The following is a 17500-nucleotide window of genomic DNA, read 5'->3' as shown; positions in this document are numbered from 1 at the left end:
TGTCGATGTGCCCCAGGTGCTTGCGGGTGCGCTCAGGTGAAGGCCATGACCTGGCTGCCCCAGACCCGGCGCATCTCGCCGTCCGGATCCGACTCGACTCTGTCGGTGGAGTCGATGAGCAGGGTCGAGCGTTCCTCCACCTCGTACTGCGGCCAGTGCTTCGAGCCGTCCAGTGCCGCCGGCACACCGTGGTGCGCGAACGCGAGCCAGCGCCGCTGCACACGCCCGGAGACCTCACCGGCGGCCTTGCGACCACCGAGCCAGAAGGTCGGATCCCGGCCGAGGGTGCCGAAATGACCGAAGACGTACGGCAATTCGGTTGCGTGCCCGGCACCGATCCGCGCGGCCTTGAGCATCGGGGTGGCGTGGTCGAAGCGGTACACCCAGGTCGGCGAATGCGCGCTGTGTGCTTCGGCGACCCACAGCACCGGCATGCGGAAACCGGCATCGCGCGAGAGTGCCATCGCCCCGGCGGCCTTGGGCAGGTCGGGATACGCCGCGACGATCTCGGCGAGACGCTCGGGAGGCAGATCCGTCCGGTCGTCGGCCAGCGCCGCGAACATCGCCTGCACGGCCGTGTCGTTCACGGGCATCAACGGCGACTTCATGAAGCGGAAGATCGACGGCTCGTCCTTGTTCGAGCCGATGATCAGCGGGATCCGGTGCGACAGCCCCTTCTGGAAGGCCGCGACCGGATACTTCGGCACCAGGTCGCGGTCTACGACCGGGGCCATGGCGAGCGTTCCCGGCACCTTCGTCGGGGTCTCGGCGACGAGCACTTCCGACGCCTCGACCAGCCTGTCGGTCGACATCGTGAGCAGTTCGGCGGCCCGGGACGGCGGTAGGTCGAGGATCTCGAGGAAGCGCTGCGCGACCGTCGCGGCACGTTCGCTGCCGTACACCGAGGTGGCGGGCGGCGACTGGGCGATCGCGCGATGGAAGAGACCCTCGGCCTTCGGAACCGTCATGAGCGTGGTGATCGACCCCGCACCCGACGATTCACCGAAGAGCGTCACGCAGTCCGGATCGCCACCGAAGTCGGCGATGCAGTCGCGCACCCATTCGAGGGCGGCGATCTGGTCCCGGAGACCGACATTGGATTCGAAGGTGACCTCGGGTGTGGAGAACGACGACAGGTCGAGGAAACCGAGCGCGCCGAGCCGGTAGTTGATCGTGACCACCACGACATCGCCGCTCTCGCACAGGATTCGGCCGTCGTAGATCTTCTGACCGGAGTATCCGAGTATGTAGGCGCCACCGTGGATCCAGACCATGACGGGGCGGCGGCCGTCGGGCGGCGGCGCCCAGATGTTGAGCGAGAGACAGTCCTCGCTCAACGTCATCTCGGGGTCGATCCCGATCGGGCTCTGTCGACTCTGCGGAGCGATCGGCCCGAACCGCGCGCCGTCGAGGACGCCGTCCCACGGTTCCGGCGGTAATGGCGACCGGAACCGCCGAGAACCGGTCGGGGCCGCGTACGGGATGCCCTTCCAGGCGTAGACGTCGCCGTCGCGATATCCGCGGACCTCTCCGTACTTGCAGGCAACGGTGAGCGTGTCGTCCTCCACGTGACCTCCCACCCGAACCGGTACTGCCGTGCGAGCACCGATCACTTCGTTCGTCGACCTACCCATCCCATGATGGTGGATGCCGGGCGGTTCGTCAGCCGGCTGCGGAGAGAGGTTCGGGGGCCACGCAGTCGACGAGGTCGATGACGAGTGCGTCGAGCACGTCACGCAGGTCGTCGCGCGCCGAGTCGGCCAGTGCCGGGAAGACGGTTGCGAGTGCGATGGGCACGAGCGAGGCCTGTCCGAGCAGGATCCCCATGGCCGCATCGAGCTTGACGACCTCGTCGTGCAGGCGGGCGTAGGTGGTGGTGTCCACGCCGTGCGCCACGGCGATCCGGTCGGGCTCGCATGCCGCGGCGTCCGCCACCATCCGGGGCAGGTCCTCCGCGGTGATCTCGTCGGCACTCATGCTTGCAACGTCGAGTTTACGCAACATCTCGCCTTCGTTCGTCCCCCAGGAGCGACGCCGGGCCGCGCGCCGCAGTCGAAACATACAGTCAGTGTGGCCCGAAAAGTACGGAATGTGTAGAAGGTCCGGAAAACTTTTTGCACTGCCGGTACCTGACAGAAGGTACATCGCCGAGAACCCGCCTTCACCCGGAATCATCACCCTGAGACCAGGACCACAACGATTGCTCCGCGAACCCTCGCGACCTGGATGAACGGGCGTATCCTCGTAAATCCGAAGTCCGTGCAGCCACCCCGACCGGGTCCGACCACGACTCCGGGCAGACCGAGGAGGTGCCGGTCGTGAGTATCGCTCGCACCGAGTTGCTCCCTCTGCCCGCGCACAGCGCCACGACGCGCGAGTTCGCGGGGGTGAGCACTCAGTCCCGTGCCCTGTCCTTCTCCGTGCGTCGTACCGTGCGGCCGTTCATCGAGGCGTGGTCGTACGCCCCGACCCTCCCCTGGCCGGCGTCGATGATCGATCACCTCGCGTTCCCGCTCGTGCCGGTGCCCGGTACGCACCGCCGGCGGGTCGATCTCCCGACGTGCCCGGCGGAACTGCTGTGGGCGCCGGGTGCCGCACCCCCGGCCCAGGGCTGTACGGACGGCACCGCCGCCCGGGCCGGTATGGACGGCACCGCCGCCCGGGGCGGTATGGACGGCACCGCCGCCCGGGGCGGTATGGACGGCACCGCCGCCCGGGGCGGCATCCGCGGTACCGCCGTCCTGTACCTGCACGGTGGCGCGTTCCTGTGCTGCGGCCTCACCACGCACCGCCATCTGGTCTCCCGCATCTCCGCCGCCACCGGCGCGCCGGTCCTGGCGGTCGGTTACCGCATGCTGCCGCGCCATCCGATCCGGCGCGCGGTCGAGGACGGACTCGACGGATTGCGTTGGCTCGTGGCACACGGCTATCCGGTCGAGCGTGTCGTGATCGCCGGGGACTCCGCGGGCGGCTTCCTCACCTTCGCCGTCGCCCACGAAGCCGTACGACTCGGCATCGGCCGCCCGGCCGGCACCGTCGCGCTGTCACCCCTGACCGATCTCGACCCGCGGGGCAAACTCGACCATCCCAACTCGCACCGGTGTGCAGTCTTCCCGCGACGCGCCGTCGCTGTGCTGTCCACCCTCGTCGAACGCGCCGAACGTCTCGGTGGCGAAGGTGCCGAACCGGTCGCCTCCCCCGTCGATCTCGATCTGTCGGAGATGCCTCCCGCACTCATCCAGACCGGATCCGAGGAGATGACCTACGTCGACGCCGAGCTGATGGCCCGGCGACTGCAACTCGCCGGGGTCTCCGCCGAACTCCAGGTGTGGGAGAGACAGGTGCACGTCTTCCAGGCCGCGGCGGGGGTCGTCCCGGAGAGCGGCCGCGCGATCGCCGAGATCGGCCGCTTCGTGCGTGAACTGCGGTGAACCTGCTCTCCCGACGTCGCCGCCCTCGACCCTGCCCCACCCAGCAGGGTCATATCGACACGCGGATCGCGTAGTCCGCCACGGCATCTACGGTGCATTCGGCCGTCCCGGCCGATACGGCGGCGATCCCCACGAACGGATCCGCCGACCGTACTGCGGGGATGCGGGCCGGCAGCGTCCGGACGAGACGGATGATGGCGTCGATCATGCGTCGATGATCGAACACCTCCGGACGGATCGACACGGTTTCGCTCGCCGGGATCGGAACACTCCGGCGGGCCGTCGGCGGTCGAGAACCGTGCGCTCCGGCGAGCCGTCGCTCGTGCGACCGAGCGGAGGAAGGCCTGTCGGTGCCGGCGACTAGTCTTTCTCTCGGCTCGACCGCACAGAGAAGGGGGTCCGATCATGGCCGACGCGCAGACCCGGTTCGACCAGGACGTCGATGCGGCCTGGCGCGAGTTCCGCACGCGCCTGGCCGACCATGTCGCGGCCATGAGCGACGGCGACGGCCTGGTCCTCGAACCCTTCACCGACGAGGCCGGCGGCCCGGCCGGGCCGTGCGTGCAGTTCTACGCATGGGGAGACCGGCTGGTCCGCTGCGAGGTCCCGTCCAACGCCCACCTCGCCCCCGACCGGCACCTCACCCCGGTCGACGAGCAGATGCTCCTCGATCTCGGGCTGCAGGCTCCCTCCCGCGGACCGGACGATCCGGAGGACGGCGGATCCCCGGCGTTCTGGATCGATCGTCCGGGCAGCTGGGCCGATCAGCTCGCCGTGATCGCCGTGCGCGCCCTGCGCTCGGTGTGGGGCGTTCCCCATCCACTCTTCCTGCGTGCCGAGACGTTCGGAACGGAGCGCTCGGTTGCCGAACTCACCTCGTTCCTCGTGCCCGAGACGCCTCAGGCCGGTCGCACGCAGACCCCGGAGATGCCGCTCGCGGTCGTCCCCACCGGCGACGACCACGTGCGCGAGCTGATCGAATCCACCCTGCACGAGCGGATCGACGATCTGCCCGCCTGGGACGAGGACGGCGATCTCGTCCTGCGGATTGCCGGGGTGCTGGTGTTCGTCGGTGTCGGCCCCGGTGGCGGCACCGTCGACCTGTTCGCGCCGATCGTCCATTCCATCACCGGACGCACGCGGGCCGCCGAGATCTGCGTCGACCTCAACCGCCGGTGGCCGCACCTGAAGTTCGTCCTGGTCGACGACCGTCTCGCGATCGTCGACCACGTTCCGGCCTCACCGTTCGCTCCGGCGCACCTGCTCGGGTCGCTCGAGACCATCACGCAGTTCCTCGACACCGTCGACGGCTCGTTCGCCACCCACATCGGTGGCTCGCTGCTGCGCGATCAGGGATTCGACGGGGCGCCGGGTGGTGCGGCCGATCCGCCCTGGGGCGACATCTCGCAGTTGCCCGACGCCGAGGACGATCTGCCGGTGGCCCTGCTCGCGGTGCGCGACTTCCATCTCGACGGCGCGACCGATGTCGCCGCGAGCACGGTCGCGGCGATCGGCGATCGCAATCCCGAGCAGTTGCGGCGGTTCCTCACCATCAGCACCGAACTGCAGGTGTGGTGGGACGGCGAGTCGCAGACCCGCGAGGCGGCGCTCAACACCGACGGCGCACGCGAGGCACGGGCGCGGGCACTCGAATGGGAGGCGACGAGCCGCTCGCTCGCGGAGGCCCTGCAGTTCCTCGAACAGGGCGAGGGCACCGACTCGGCCGGATCACGCGCGTCGAAGTCGAGCGCCGGCCGCGAGGCGGCGCCCGAGCAGCCCGCCCTGTTCGACAACCCCGACGAACCGACCCTCTTCGACGGTTTCGGCGACTACTCCTGAACCGGTCCCGACCGGGCTGCTCACGTCTGGGAGACGGCGCGACGGAGCGCGTCGACGGCGGCGTCGCCGAAACCGACGAGCACGACGGTCTCCACGTCCGTCTGTGCCTCCCGGATCGTGGTGACGGCCTGCAGGGCGGCGTCGTCGAGCGGCCAGCCGTAGATACCTGCCGAGACGAGCGGGAACGACACCGTCCGGGCGCCGAGGTCCTGCGCGACGAGCAGACTGTTGCGGTACGCCGAACGCAGGATCCCGGATCGGTCCTCGTGCGCCGACCACACCGGGCCCACGGTATGGATCACCCACCGCGCCGGGAGGCGACCCGCAGGAGTCGCCACCGCACGGCCCGGTTCGAGCCCGTCGGGTAGCGAGGTCGCGCGGAGTTCGCGGCAGGCCGCGAGGATCTCCGGGCCGCCCGCCCGGTGGATCGCACCGTCCACTCCGCCGCCTCCGAGCAGGGAGGAGTTCGCGGCGTTGACGATCGCATCCACCGCCATGGTGGTGATGTCGCCGTGCGCGATGTCGAGAGCGGTCACCCTGTCGACCATATGTTCCGCGCGCTGCCCCCGAGTCGTTTTGCTGGCATGATTCAGGACCGTGACGTCCTCGGCGAAGCTGCGCGAACTGGCCGGAAAGCACGGCATCACCACCACCTACACAGGGTGGGGTGGACGCGACCACGATGTCTCCGACGAGACGTTGCGGCGCGTACTCGCCGCGCTCGACGTCCCGGCCGGGACGGACGACGAGGTCGTGGCGTCGCTCGCCGACTTCGACGACCGCCCGTGGCGCAGCATGCTCCCGCCCGCACTCGTGGTCGTCGAGGGTGACGACCGGACGTTTCCGGTGCACGTACCGCACGGCGACCCGGTCGCGGTGTGGGTCGTCACCGAGGACGGCGAGGAGGTCGACGTCGAGCAGCTCGACGTGTGGGTGGACCCGCGGACCGTCGACGGCCGGCTCGTGGGCCGCGCGACCTTCGCCGTTCCGCGGCTGCCCCTCGGCTGGCACGTCGTGCACGCCCGCACCAACGACATCGAGACCACCGCGGTCCTGGTCGTGACCCCGCGTCGGTTGTCCACCGCCGACCGGCTGCTCGAGAAGAAGCGTTGGGGCCTTGCCGCCCAGATCTATTCGGTTCGCAGCCGCCGGTCCTGGGGCATCGGCGATTTCGCCGACCTGGCCGATCTGGCGGCGATCACAGCCGGTTACGGCGGCAACTTCGTCCTGATCAACCCCGTGCACGCGGCCGAGCCGGTGCCCCCGCACGAACCGTCGCCCTATCTGCCGTCGTCGCGGCGTTTCGTCGACCCGCTGTATCTGCGGATCGAGGACATCCCGGAGACCGCCTATCTCCCGGCGAAACACCGCAAGGAACTCGACGAGCTCGCGCAGCGCGCGGCCAAGGCGAACCGGAAGGCGCGGCGTCTCGACCGGGATGCGACCTTCCGCGCGAAGCTCGACGTCCTCGAGCGCGTGTACCGGGTGCCGCTCGGCCCCGCCCGGCGGGCACGGTACGAGGCGTTCTGCGCCGAGGGCGGGCAGGCGCTCGACGACTTCGCGTTGTGGTGCGCGCTGTACGAGAAGTTCGGCGACCGCGCCGACCGGTGGGCGTCGCGCGCTCCGAGCCCCGACCACCCGAAGGTCACCCGGTTGCGCGAGCGGCTCGCCTCGCGCATCGACTTCCACCGGTGGCTGCAGTGGTTGTGCGACGAGCAGCTCGCGAACGCCCAAACCGCTTCGCTCGCAGCAGGTTCCGATATCGGTATCGTGCACGACCTCGCGGTGGGTGTCGGTCCGCACGGCGCCGACGCCTGGACGCTGGGCGACGCGCTGGCGTCGGGCGTCACAGTGGGCGCCCCCGCCGACGACTTCAACCGCAACGGCCAGAACTGGAATCAACCGCCGTGGCGACCGGATCGCCTCGCGGAGCTGGGATACATCCCCTTCCGCGATGTGGTGCGCTCGGCATTGCGGCACGCGGGTGGTGTCCGGGCCGATCACATCCTGGGACTGTTCCGCACCTGGTGGGTGCCGGAGGGAATGTCGCCGGCCGACGGCGCGTACGTCCGCAGCGACCACGAGGCACTCGTCGGCATCCTCACGCTCGAGGCGCATCGCGCCGGCGCCGTGGTCGTGGGTGAGGACCTCGGGGTCTTCGAGGAGTGGGTGCAGGAGTATCTTGCCGAGCGCGGCATCGCCGGGACGTCGATCCTGTGGTTCGAACGCGACGAGGACGCTCCGCGTGGGCCGGAGACCTACCGTTCCCTGTGCCTGACCTCGGTGACCACGCACGACCTCGCGCCCACGGCGGGATATCTGGCGGGCGACCACATCCGGCTGCGGTCGGAGCTCGGTCTGCTCGAGGGCGACCTCGACGCCGAACTCGCCGATGCGGCGGCCGAACGCGACTCGGTTCTGGCGCTCGCGGTCGAACGGGGTCTGCTCGACGAGGGCGAGACCGACGTCGATCGCCAGGTCGAGGCGCTTCACCGGCTGATCGCGGCGAGTCCGTCTGCGCTGCTCGGCGTTTCGTTGGCAGATGCGACCGGTGAGCGTCGCAGCCAGAACCAGCCGGGCACCGTCGACGAGTATCCGAACTGGCGGGTTCCGCTCGCCGATGCCCGCGGCAAGGTCGTGCTCGTCGAGGATCTCGTCGACCACGACGGATTCGCGAGACTGGCCCGTGCGGTCTCCGGAGACACCTCACCGGTGGAGTGACACCACACGAACGCTGCGACCGCCGATCCGGATGTCGGATCGGCGGCCGCGGCTCGAGTACGCGCCTCTAGGAGGTTACTTCGCGTACAGGGCGTCGATCTCGTGGGCGAAACGCTCGGTGACGACGTTGCGCTTGATCTTCAGCGTCGGTGTGAGCTCACCGGACTCCTCGGTGAGATCGCGGTCGAGGATGACGAACTTCTTGATCGCCTCGGTGTGCGAGACAAGGGTGTTGGCGTCGTCGACGATGGTCTGCACCGCGTCGCGTAGCGCGGGATCGTGGCGCAGGTCCGCGATCGTCGCGCCGGCGGGCTTTCCGTTCTCGGTCTTCCAGTTCTCGAAGACGTCCGAATCGACGGTCACCAGGGCTGTGACGAAGCTGCGTCCGTCGCCGACGACGACGGCCTGGGAGACGAGGGTGTGCGACCGCATGCGGTCCTCGATCGGCCCGGGCGAGACGTTCTTGCCGCCGGCGGTGATGATGAGGTCCTTCTTGCGCCCGGTGATGGACAGGTAGCCGTCCTCGTCGAGCGAGCCGAGGTCGCCGGTGCGGAACCAGCCGTCGTGGAAGGCTCCCTCGGTGGCCTCGTCGTTGCGCCAGTAGCCGTCGAAGACGACCATGCCGCGCAGCTCGATCTCGCCGTCGTCCGCGATGCGCGCCGAGTTCCCGCCCATGGGACGTCCGACTGTGCCGATCTTCTGCGCGCCGGGCGTGTTCACGCTGTGTGCGGCCGTGGTCTCGGTGAGGCCGTAGCCCTCGTAGATCGGTACGCCGACGCCGCGGAAGAAGTGACCGAGGCGGGGGCTCAGGGCACCGCCGCCGGAGATCGCGTACCAGCACTCGTTGCCCATGGCCTCGCGCAGCTTGGAGTAGACCAGCTTGTCGGCGACGGCGCGCTTGGCCTTCAGCGTCAGGGTGGGGACGCCCTGGTCGAGCGACTCGCTGTAGGCGATGGCGGTGCGCTCCGCGAAATCGAAGATCGCCGCCTTGACCGGTCCGCCGGCCGCCGCCTTGCCCGCTGCCGCGTCACGCACCTTCTCGAAGACGCGCGGCACACCGAGGATGATGTTCGGCGAGTACCGGGCGAACTGCGCGGAGACGGTCGAGAAGTCCGCCCAGTGGGCCTGCGCCGTGCCTGCTTCGAAGAGCGCGAGCGACACCGCGCGCGCCAGCACGTGCGCGAGGGGCAGGAAGGTCAGGCCGCGGTTGCCGGGCTTGGCGACGATACCGATGTCCGAGGTGAGGATGGACCGGACCTCGGCGAGGAAGTTGCGGTGGGTGAGCATGCAGCCCTTGGGTCGCCCGGTGGTTCCCGAGGTGTAGACGAGGGAAGCCAGGCCGCCGGAACGGATTCCGGCCAGACGCGTGGTGATCTCGGCGTCGTCGACCTCGGCACCATCGGCCGCAAGCGTGTTCACCGCGCCGTCCTCGATCTGCAGGATGCGACGGAGGGTGTCGGGCATGTCGACGAAGAGCTTCTCGTGCCGCGCGGTTTCGACGACAGCGAGGACGGCCCCGGAGTCCTGGAGGATCCAGCGAATCTGCTCGGTGGACGAGGAGTCGTAGATCGGTACCGACACCGCGCCGGCCGTCCAGATCGCGTAGTCGAACAGCGACCACTCGTAGCGGGTGGCCGAGAGCAGCGCGACACGATCGCCGGGCTGCACACCGTTGGCGATCAGGCCCTTTGCGACGGCCTTCACTTGGTCGGCGAACTGCTGCGCAGTGACCGCGACCCAGTCGTCACCCTGCGGCCGGGAGTACATCACGCGGTGCGGAGTCTTCTCCGCATGGGTGAACACCGTGTGGACGACCGATTCGTCGTCACCAATGGTGAACGGGGCCGGGGTCGAGTACTCACGCACTGCAATCTCCATCGTTCTGGTCGGGAGTCCGGTCGTCGGAATCGATTCCTGCGCGGAAGCGGCGCAGGAGATCCACGAAGCGTTCGAGTTCGTTCTCGTCCCAGCCCTCGAGGCCGGCGCGGACGTCGTCGAGACGACGCACGACCGCACCTTCGAGAACTGTCGCTCCGTGGTCGGTGAGCCGGAGCGGATGTCCGGCACGTGCCGGACCCGTCCCCGCCTCGACCCAGCCCGCATCGACGGCGTGACGCAGTTGGCGCGACACGGTCGAGCGGTGGACACCGAAGACCTCGGATATGTCGGTGGCGCGGCAGCCCGGATTTCGGGAGATGAAGCCGAGAAGCGAATGCTGGACCAGTGAGAGTCCGCTGTCCTGCGTTCGTGCTCCGGACGTCAGGAAGCGCACGAGAAGCACGAACTCCTCGTATACGCGGGCAACGCCGTCCGCAGACGGCCGCCGGGCCTGCCGATTGTGTTGCACAGGGCAACTATAAACGCGAGTGAGGCACGGCACGAATCCGCGCGGTGTCCTGCCGATTCCCGGTCTGTCTCTTCACAGCCCGTGCGCACCCGGTGAACTCGCCCACCCCGCTCGGCGTTCACCGGGCTAGCCTGTCTGTCCGTACGGCGTCAGCACTCGGGAGAAGAGGTCGGATGGGCGAACACATCGGTCGCGACCTGTTCCGTCATCTCGTCGCCGACGAAGCGGACGAGTACCTCGCGGTGATGGACTGCTTCACCGACCTCCTGCTCGCCGATCTGTCCACCGACGATATCGCGGTCTCGTGTGCCCGGCGCGGGGTGGCGCTCGACATCACGGTCGTCGCCGCCCGGTGCCGCAGCCTGGTCCGGTGGGGCAATCTCGCGCTCACGAGCGGCGGAACCGACGGCGGTGGCACCGGCGGCGGTTCCCACCGGCGGAGCGCCCCCGAGACCGCCTCGACCGAGAGCCTCGCCCGGTACCGGCCGACACCCGCCGGGCTGCGGGTGCACCGCGAGACCGGCAGGCTCCTCTCCACCTCCGACGACGTGCGCGGCGTGGCACGCGAGTCGCTCCGGTGTGTCGCGGACGGGCTCGCCCGAATCGAGGAGCTGCTGGTGGACGACGGGAGCGTGCTCGACCGGGACGAACTGGCCGCCCATGTCACCGCCCTGTTCTCGCACCACCGGTCGTTCACCGACAGCGTCGCCGATTTCTACGCGCACCTCGCCGAGATCCTGAGGCGTCTCGAGCACTCCGGCCGTCTCGGACACTCATCCGAGCGCGAACACGCCGGGGTGGTCGACGACTACGCCGAGACCAAGAACCTGCTCCTCGACTACGTCGACGTCATCGGTTCGGACGTCGAGCGTCTCGCCCCTCTCATCGCCGGCAGGCTCGACCGGATCAGGTCGCGTCTGGACTCCCTGATCGCCGCGTTGCGCGAGTCCGGCCTGCCGAACACCGTGCCTACGAACACAGTGCCCGGCCGGTCGCCCGGTCGCCGTCGCATCGACTGGGACGAACTGGCGCAGTGGTACGCCGAGGACGCCGGCCCGCGCCGCATGCGCGAGGCAGCGGCGGCGGCGCTGAACCGGCTGCTCGTGCGCACTCGGCGGATCACGACGAGCACGTCGGGCTTCTCGCACCGCGCAGATCTCCTGCGCCTGGCCCGGTGGTTCACCGAATCGTCCGACGAACAGGCCCACCGGTTGTTCGCCGCGACCTTCGGTGCCTTCCCGAGCCGGCACCTGCTGCTCGGCCCCGACGAGACCGACCCGCGAGTGGGTGCGGGCACGTCGTGGTGGCGGGCCGATCCCGTCGTCGTGCCCGTGTCGTTGCGCGAACGCGGCGACCACACGTCCCGCGGGGCCGTCGGCCGACTCCCCGATTCGCTGCCCGGCCGGGTCCGGGCCGACGAACTCGCCCGGCGCGAGTCGCGCCGCCGTTCCGACGCCGTCGCCGAACTGGGTGCGGCGGGCGACCTGCACGGAGCGGACCTGTCGACGGAGGCGCGCGACATCCTGCTCGACGTCCTCGCCGCTGCGCTCGCGGGCCACCGCACCACCGACGGTCCGATGCATGTGGACGATCGCGATCTCGGGTTGTCGCTGACGGCGGAGCCCGGCGCCGACACCGTGGTGCACTCCCCCGACGGCGATCTCACCGTGCACGGCTTCTCGCTGCACATGTCGGTCACGACATCGCTCGACCACAGTGCGGTGGCGCCGTGAGCACCTCGTACGCGAGCGCGGTGTCCGGCGACGTCTCCGGTCGGCGGGACGCCGCACGGGCGCTGCTGCAACAGCCGATCGTCACCGCCGCGACCGATCGGGAGACCTTCGACCTCGTTCGGTGTCACGCCCCGGCTCTGAAGTCGATGTTCGCCGACCGCCTCGGATACCGGCTCGTCGTCGAACCGACCTTCGCCCGCCTGATCAAGGCACCGCTCGGTCCCACGTCACCGCACCGTGCTCTCCGCCACGCCGACGGTTCCGAGTTCGGCGCGATCACCTATGCGTGTCTCGCGCTGGTGTGCGCGGCACTGATCGAACCCGGGACCGGCGAGAGGGTGTCCGTCGACGACCTTCTCGAGCAGGTACGCGCCGACGCGCGCGAGAACGGGATCGTGTTCGGCGACCCGGTGTCCGAGGAGCGGAACTTCGCCGCGGCCCTGCGCGTCCTCGAGGAATGGGGCGTGATCACCGAGTCCGCTCGCGGGGACGAGGCGAGCGGCGACGAGCCGCATCTCGACGTCCACCGCGACCTGCTCCCCCATCTGCTCGACACTCCCCTGCACGAGATGCCCGGTCCTGCAGCGGCACTCGCACGTCACGAGCACGAACCCGCCGCCCGCCGCCTGTACCGCAGGCTCGTCGAGGATCCGTTCGTCGCGCGTGACGAACTGGACGACGAGGCGGCGGCAATCCTCGCCCGCGACCGGCACGAGCTCGCCCGGATGCTGGAGGACGACTTCGGTCTTGTGCTCGAGGTGCGTACCGAGGGTGCGCTCGCGTACGACCCGGCCGGCATGCTCACCGACGAGGCGTTCCCGGGGTCCGGCACCCTGAAGCACGCCTGCCTGCTGCTCCTGACCGAACTCACCGAGCAGCTCGGTGCCTCGGCGGCGACCACGCTGCACGTCGACGTCCACACGCTCGACTCGGTTCTCGCCGACCTCGCCGCCGCACGTTCCCGCACCTGGAAGAGCATCTACGTCCGCGATCTCGCACTCCTGCGCCGGGACGTGGTCGCACTGCTCGTCCGGCTCGGGCTGGCGCGCCCGCACGAGAACGGATTCGAACTGACCGCACCCGCCGCCCGCTACCGCCCCGTCCCCGCCGAAAGCACGTGTCGATGACCCACTCGTCCGATCCCTCCGCCCTCGACGAGATTCCTCCACCCCGTTTCCCGGATCGCTGGCGTCTCCACCGCGCCGGCATCGTGAACGTCTGGCACTACCTGGACGTCGAGTTCGTCCTGTCCGGTGGGCGGATGATTCTGCGCGGCACCAACGGATCGGGGAAGTCCCGCGCCCTCGAGATGTTGCTGCCCTTCCTGCTCGACGCCGACCGCAGGCGCATGGACGCGACGGGCGCCGCGAAGGTCGATCTGGACGAACTCATGCGCACCGGGGCGTCGGACACCACCGACCGTGTCGGATATCTGTGGCTCGAACTGGCGCGCCCCAGCGGACATCTCACCGTCGGAGCACAGATCCGGCACCGCGCCGACGCCCGTCGCAGCGACGTGCACTTCTTCACGACACCCCTCCGTGTCGGCACCGACCTGCACCTCGTCGACGACGCCCGTATCCCGCTCTCGCGGGAGCGACTCGCCGAGCTCGTCGGTACCGACAACCTCACCCGTGATCCGGAGCGGCATCGCGAGGCCGTGCGGAGGCTGGTGTTCGGGCTGCACGGGGAGGCCGGAAGCGAACGCTACGACGGCCTGCTGCAACTGCTGCACACCCTGCGCTCACCCGATGTCGGCCACCGCATCGACGAGGGCCGCCTCCCACAGATCCTGTCGGACGCGCTTCCACCGCTGACCGAGAACATGCTCGCCGAAGCGGGAGGCCGTCTCGACCTGCTCGGTGACACCCGCCAGGAGCAGGTCCGTCTCGAAGCGGCGCACGCACATGTTCTGCGTTTCCACGAGGTGTACCGGAAGTACGCGGCGGATCTGCTGCGCGCCGACGCCGAGACCGCCCGCGACCTCGCGCAGCGGGTCGTCGAGACGCGACGCGCACTCACCTCCGCGGAAGCCGAGGCGGCCGACCTCGACACGCAGGCCGCCGCGGCGGACACCCGCCTGAAGGAGCGCCGCGACCAGGTCGCCGAACTCGACCGCGCGATCCGCGGACTCGAGACCCACCAGGTGTTCCGGTCCGCGGACGATCTCGCGCAGCGCCGGCTCTCCGTCGATGCGCTCCGCCGCGCCGCCGAGCACGCGGCCGCTGCCGCCGATCGCAGCCGCCTGCACGAACGGCGCGACGCCGACCATGCGGCCCGCGCCCTCGACGAACTGTCCTGTTCGGTCACGCGTGCCGCGCGACGGCTTGCGACGGCAGGCCGCGACCTGCTGTCGGTGGGTCTTCCGCACGACACCGTGCCGACCACGCTGCACTTCTCCGTCGACCGTCCACCCGCTGTGCTCGAATCCGTGCGCACCGGCATCGACGACACCACCGAGCAGGTGGTGCGGCCGGTCGTCGCGACGGTCCTCCTCGACGCCGGACACGTCGACGAGGTCCGTGATGCGGTCCTGCGTGCCGCCGAGGCGACCAGTCGCCGTCGAGATCAGGCGGGCCGGAGACTGCTCGAGGCGCGTCGTCTCGACGCTGCCGCGCACGCTGTCCGGGAAGCCGAGGCGGCGGCCGACCGCGCGGCCCGCGATGCCGAGCAGCGTGCCGTCGATGCCGCCGAGACGGATGCCGGTGTCGGTGCGGCCGCTGCGGGTCTGCAGCACCGGTGGCGCGAGTGGATCACCGCCGACCGCACGACGGCTCTGCTGCCGGAACTCGAGCGGGATCGGGTCGTCCTGATGCGCGGACTGTCCACGCGACTCGACGCACTGATCGACTCCTCCCCCGCCGGCCCCACCGAGACGGACTCCGAGGGCGTCGATCTCGATTCGACGCTCGCCGAGCTTGATTCGCTGCCCGCCGCTGCCGCTCGGTCCGCTCTGAGCGACCTCGCCGGCGCCCCGGCCGAGCGCGAGCGCCGGGAACGTGAGGCGCGGACCATGCGCGAGGATCTCGTCCGGGAACAGGCGGCACTCGACGCGATCGGTGAGGGACCCGAACAGGCACCCTGGCACGTGCGCACCGACGGTGTCCCCCTGTGGCGGGCGGTCGAGTTCGTCGACACGCTCGGGGACGACGACCGTGCCGGGATCGAGGCTGCGTTGCTCTCCGCGGGTTTCCTCACCGCCACGGTCGACGGCGAGGGTCGCTTGCGTGCGCTGGGCGGCCAGGTCCTCGTCTCGCCGCGCGGCGAACCACCGGCGCAGTCCCTGTCGACGGTCCTGCGCCCGGACCCCGAGGCCGACGTGCCGCGCCCGGCGATCGAGGCGGTCCTCAACACGATCGGATTCGAGGACGCCACCGCGGTGGCTTCGGTCTCGCGGGACGGCCGCTGGCACAACGGCGTTCTGCGTGGGCGCCACACCGCCGAGACCCCGCACTGCATCGGCGGGCCTGCCAGGGAGGCCGCGACCGCGGCACGGCGGGTGCGTCTCGACGAGATCCGCGCCGAACTCACCCGGATCGACCTGGCGGTGGAACAGCTGCGCGTCGACTATCCCGACGCGGCGCACCGGCGGGCGGAGATCGACGCGCACCTGTCGACCGCGCCGACCTCGCACGCCCTGCGCGCCGCGCTCGAACGACGTCGGCACGCGTACGCGCATGTGCGGTCCGCGGCGAACACCGCGGTGGAACTGCGCGAGCGGGCGACGACGCTGCGTGCTCGCTGGACCGCCGAGCTCGACGCCCACCGCACGGCGTGCGAGCACTTCGGCGTGCCCTGCGACGTTCCAGAACTGGAGGCGCTGGTCGCCGGATGTGCGTCCGCCGACACGCTGTGCACCGAGCTGGCACGCGATCTCGGTGACGTCCTCGCCGCCCACGCCAGGTTCACGGATGCCACCGAGCGGTATGCGCAGGCCACTGTCGAACGGGTCGACGCGGAGGAGATCGCCGAATCGTGCCGCTACGAATGGCACGCGAAGGCCGCGGTGGTCGCTGCCCAGACCGCCGCTGTCGACGTCGACGCCGCCGACCTGGCGCGGGAACTGCGCGACTCGGAAGCCGAACGGGCACGCGCCGACGAACAGTTCCGGCGCACGGTCGCCCACCGCGACCATCTGGGCCGGGCCGTCGCCGAGGTGCTGCAGCGATGCGCTGCCGCACGCGAACGGCTCGACCGCGACCGTCGCGAACTCGCCGCGGCCGCCGAACTGCTCGCCGCTCACCTGCAGCTCCCCGAACTGCGCGCCGCGCTCGAGGAGGATCCGGGAGAGGACTCCACCGCGTCTGCCCGGACGCTTCTGCCTCCGGTCCACCTCGAGGATCCGGATCACGTGCTCTCGGTCACCCGCACCCTGCTGGCCGCGTTGCCGCCGCGCACGGGAGTCGACGAGAACGCGATGCTGGTCGCGCTGCAGCAGTTCGACCGCGACATCACGACCCGGTTCGACATCGAGCACACGGTGACGCACGGCGCCCATCGCGTCCGGATCGCCGGAGCGGGCGACGACGCCACGCCCGCGGGTGTCTGCGCCGCTCTGACCCGGCAGGTCGAGGACGGCCGGCGCGCACTGTCGCAACGCGAACACGATGTGTTCACGGGATTCGTGCTCGGCGGTGTGGCCGACGAACTGCGCCGCCGGATCGAGCGGGCACGACAGGTGATCGCCGCGATGAACGACAGTCTCGCCGACAGCCGCACAACGCACGGGATCGGCGTGCGGATCGAGTGGCGTCCCGGTGGCGAGGACGCCGACGCGGCGCGGTTGACGCAGCTGCTCACCGCCCCCGAACGGTCACCCGGAGATGCATCCGACCTGGTCGGGATGCTGCGGCGCCGGGTGGAATCCGCTCACGCCGCCGATCCGTCCGCCGGCTACGCGCAGCACCTGTCGCAGGCACTGGACTACCGGCGCTGGCACGAGGTCGAGGTCACCATCCTCGACCCCGAACCGGGCCGGGAGAGACGGATCTCCGCGCGCGCCAAGATATCCCAGGGTGAGACCCGGTTCGTGTCGTACGTGACGCTGTTCGCGGCGGCGGACGGTTATCTCTCCGGCCTCCCCGACACCGGCACCGCACTGCGGCTCGTGCTGCTCGACGACGCGTTCGCCAAGATCGACGACCCGACGATCGGTGAACTCATGGGCCTGCTCGTGCGGCAGGACATCGACTTCGTCATGACCGGGCACGCACTGTGGGGCTGTGTGCCCGAGGTGCCCGAGCTCGACGTCTACGAGGTCCGGCGACTCGCCGACGGCGCGGCCGTGACGACCCGCGTGCACTGGGACGGCCGCGTCCGGCAACTCCGCCCGCTCACCGAGCTGCAGACATGACCGAGCTGCAGACATGACAGTGGCGGGAGCGATACGTATCGCTCCCGCCACTGTCAGGCCTTCGAAACCTGCCCGG

General features: G+C 70.2%; 12 protein-coding genes. 6 read left to right on the top strand and 6 right to left on the bottom strand.

The window, feature by feature from the left end; genetic code table 11:
* Nucleotides 1–32: 32 nt before the first annotated feature.
* Both AC0LPE_RS07985 and AC0LPE_RS07980 read right to left on the bottom strand, forming a co-directional pair.
* On the bottom strand, nt 33–1568 hold the full coding sequence (locus tag AC0LPE_RS07985) for a carboxylesterase/lipase family protein (protein ID WP_490605997.1): 1536 nt from the start codon (nt 1566–1568) through the stop codon (nt 33–35).
* Nucleotides 1569–1662: 94 nt separating this feature from the next.
* Nucleotides 1663–1977, bottom strand: a complete 315-nt coding sequence (locus AC0LPE_RS07980; RefSeq protein ID WP_016693753.1) for a hypothetical protein — start codon at nt 1975–1977, stop codon at nt 1663–1665.
* A gap of 341 nt (nt 1978–2318) precedes the next feature.
* Between AC0LPE_RS07980 and AC0LPE_RS07975 the strand changes: the two genes are divergently transcribed.
* On the top strand, nt 2319–3431 hold the full coding sequence (locus AC0LPE_RS07975) for an alpha/beta hydrolase (protein ID WP_490605996.1): 1113 nt from the start codon (nt 2319–2321) through the stop codon (nt 3429–3431).
* Between the two features lie 49 nt (nt 3432–3480).
* Here AC0LPE_RS07975 and AC0LPE_RS07970 read toward each other — a convergent pair whose 3' ends face one another.
* Nucleotides 3481–3639 carry a hypothetical protein gene (locus AC0LPE_RS07970; RefSeq protein ID WP_229567795.1) on the bottom strand — a complete coding sequence of 53 codons (159 nt, stop codon included), beginning with the start codon at nt 3637–3639 and terminating at the stop codon, nt 3481–3483.
* Nucleotides 3640–3836: 197 nt separating this feature from the next.
* Here AC0LPE_RS07970 and AC0LPE_RS07965 point away from each other — a divergent pair, with 197 nt between their 5' ends.
* Nucleotides 3837–5270: a TY-Chap domain-containing protein gene (locus AC0LPE_RS07965; protein ID WP_016693750.1), complete on the top strand. Its 1434-nt coding sequence runs from the start codon at nt 3837–3839 to the stop codon at nt 5268–5270.
* A 20-nt stretch (nt 5271–5290) separates the two neighbouring features.
* Here AC0LPE_RS07965 and AC0LPE_RS07960 read toward each other — a convergent pair whose 3' ends face one another.
* Complete coding sequence (locus tag AC0LPE_RS07960) at nt 5291–5806, bottom strand: O-acetyl-ADP-ribose deacetylase (protein WP_490605995.1); 516 nt, start codon at nt 5804–5806, stop codon at nt 5291–5293.
* 61 nt (nt 5807–5867) lie between these two features.
* On the opposite strand from AC0LPE_RS07960, the gene malQ reads away from it, so the two are divergent.
* The gene (malQ, locus tag AC0LPE_RS07955) at nt 5868–7991 is read left to right on the top strand and encodes a 4-alpha-glucanotransferase (protein ID WP_301848475.1); all 2124 of its coding nucleotides are present in this window, start codon (nt 5868–5870) and stop codon (nt 7989–7991) included.
* 75 nt (nt 7992–8066) lie between these two features.
* Here the strand turns inward: malQ and AC0LPE_RS07950 are convergent, their stop codons facing one another.
* Together AC0LPE_RS07950 and AC0LPE_RS07945 are read right to left on the bottom strand one after the other, a co-directional pair.
* Nucleotides 8067–9857 carry an AMP-dependent synthetase/ligase gene (locus AC0LPE_RS07950; RefSeq protein ID WP_490605994.1) on the bottom strand — a complete coding sequence of 597 codons (1791 nt, stop codon included), beginning with the start codon at nt 9855–9857 and terminating at the stop codon, nt 8067–8069.
* Nucleotides 9850–10338 (bottom strand): MarR family winged helix-turn-helix transcriptional regulator, encoded by a 489-nt coding sequence (locus AC0LPE_RS07945; RefSeq protein WP_016694262.1) that lies wholly within the window; start codon nt 10336–10338, stop codon nt 9850–9852. Before AC0LPE_RS07945 ends, AC0LPE_RS07950 begins: the two co-directional genes overlap by 8 nt.
* A gap of 173 nt (nt 10339–10511) precedes the next feature.
* Between AC0LPE_RS07945 and AC0LPE_RS07940 the strand changes: the two genes are divergently transcribed.
* The 3 genes from AC0LPE_RS07940 to AC0LPE_RS07930 are packed head-to-tail and all read left to right on the top strand — an operon-like array spanning nt 10512 to nt 17424.
* Nucleotides 10512–12071, top strand: a complete 1560-nt coding sequence (locus tag AC0LPE_RS07940; protein WP_088898723.1) for a DUF2397 domain-containing protein — start codon at nt 10512–10514, stop codon at nt 12069–12071.
* Complete coding sequence (locus AC0LPE_RS07935) at nt 12068–13198, top strand: TIGR02678 family protein (RefSeq protein WP_490605993.1); 1131 nt, start codon at nt 12068–12070, stop codon at nt 13196–13198. The genes AC0LPE_RS07940 and AC0LPE_RS07935 overlap by 4 nt, the downstream gene beginning before the upstream one ends.
* Nucleotides 13195–17424 carry a TIGR02680 family protein gene (locus AC0LPE_RS07930; protein ID WP_490605992.1) on the top strand — a complete coding sequence of 1410 codons (4230 nt, stop codon included), beginning with the start codon at nt 13195–13197 and terminating at the stop codon, nt 17422–17424. Before AC0LPE_RS07935 ends, AC0LPE_RS07930 begins: the two co-directional genes overlap by 4 nt.
* The last annotated feature ends 76 nt before the right edge of the window (nt 17425–17500 follow it).

Source organism: Rhodococcus sp. S3, from assembly GCF_058211795.1.
This window is presented reverse-complemented; position numbering and strand designations above follow the sequence as displayed.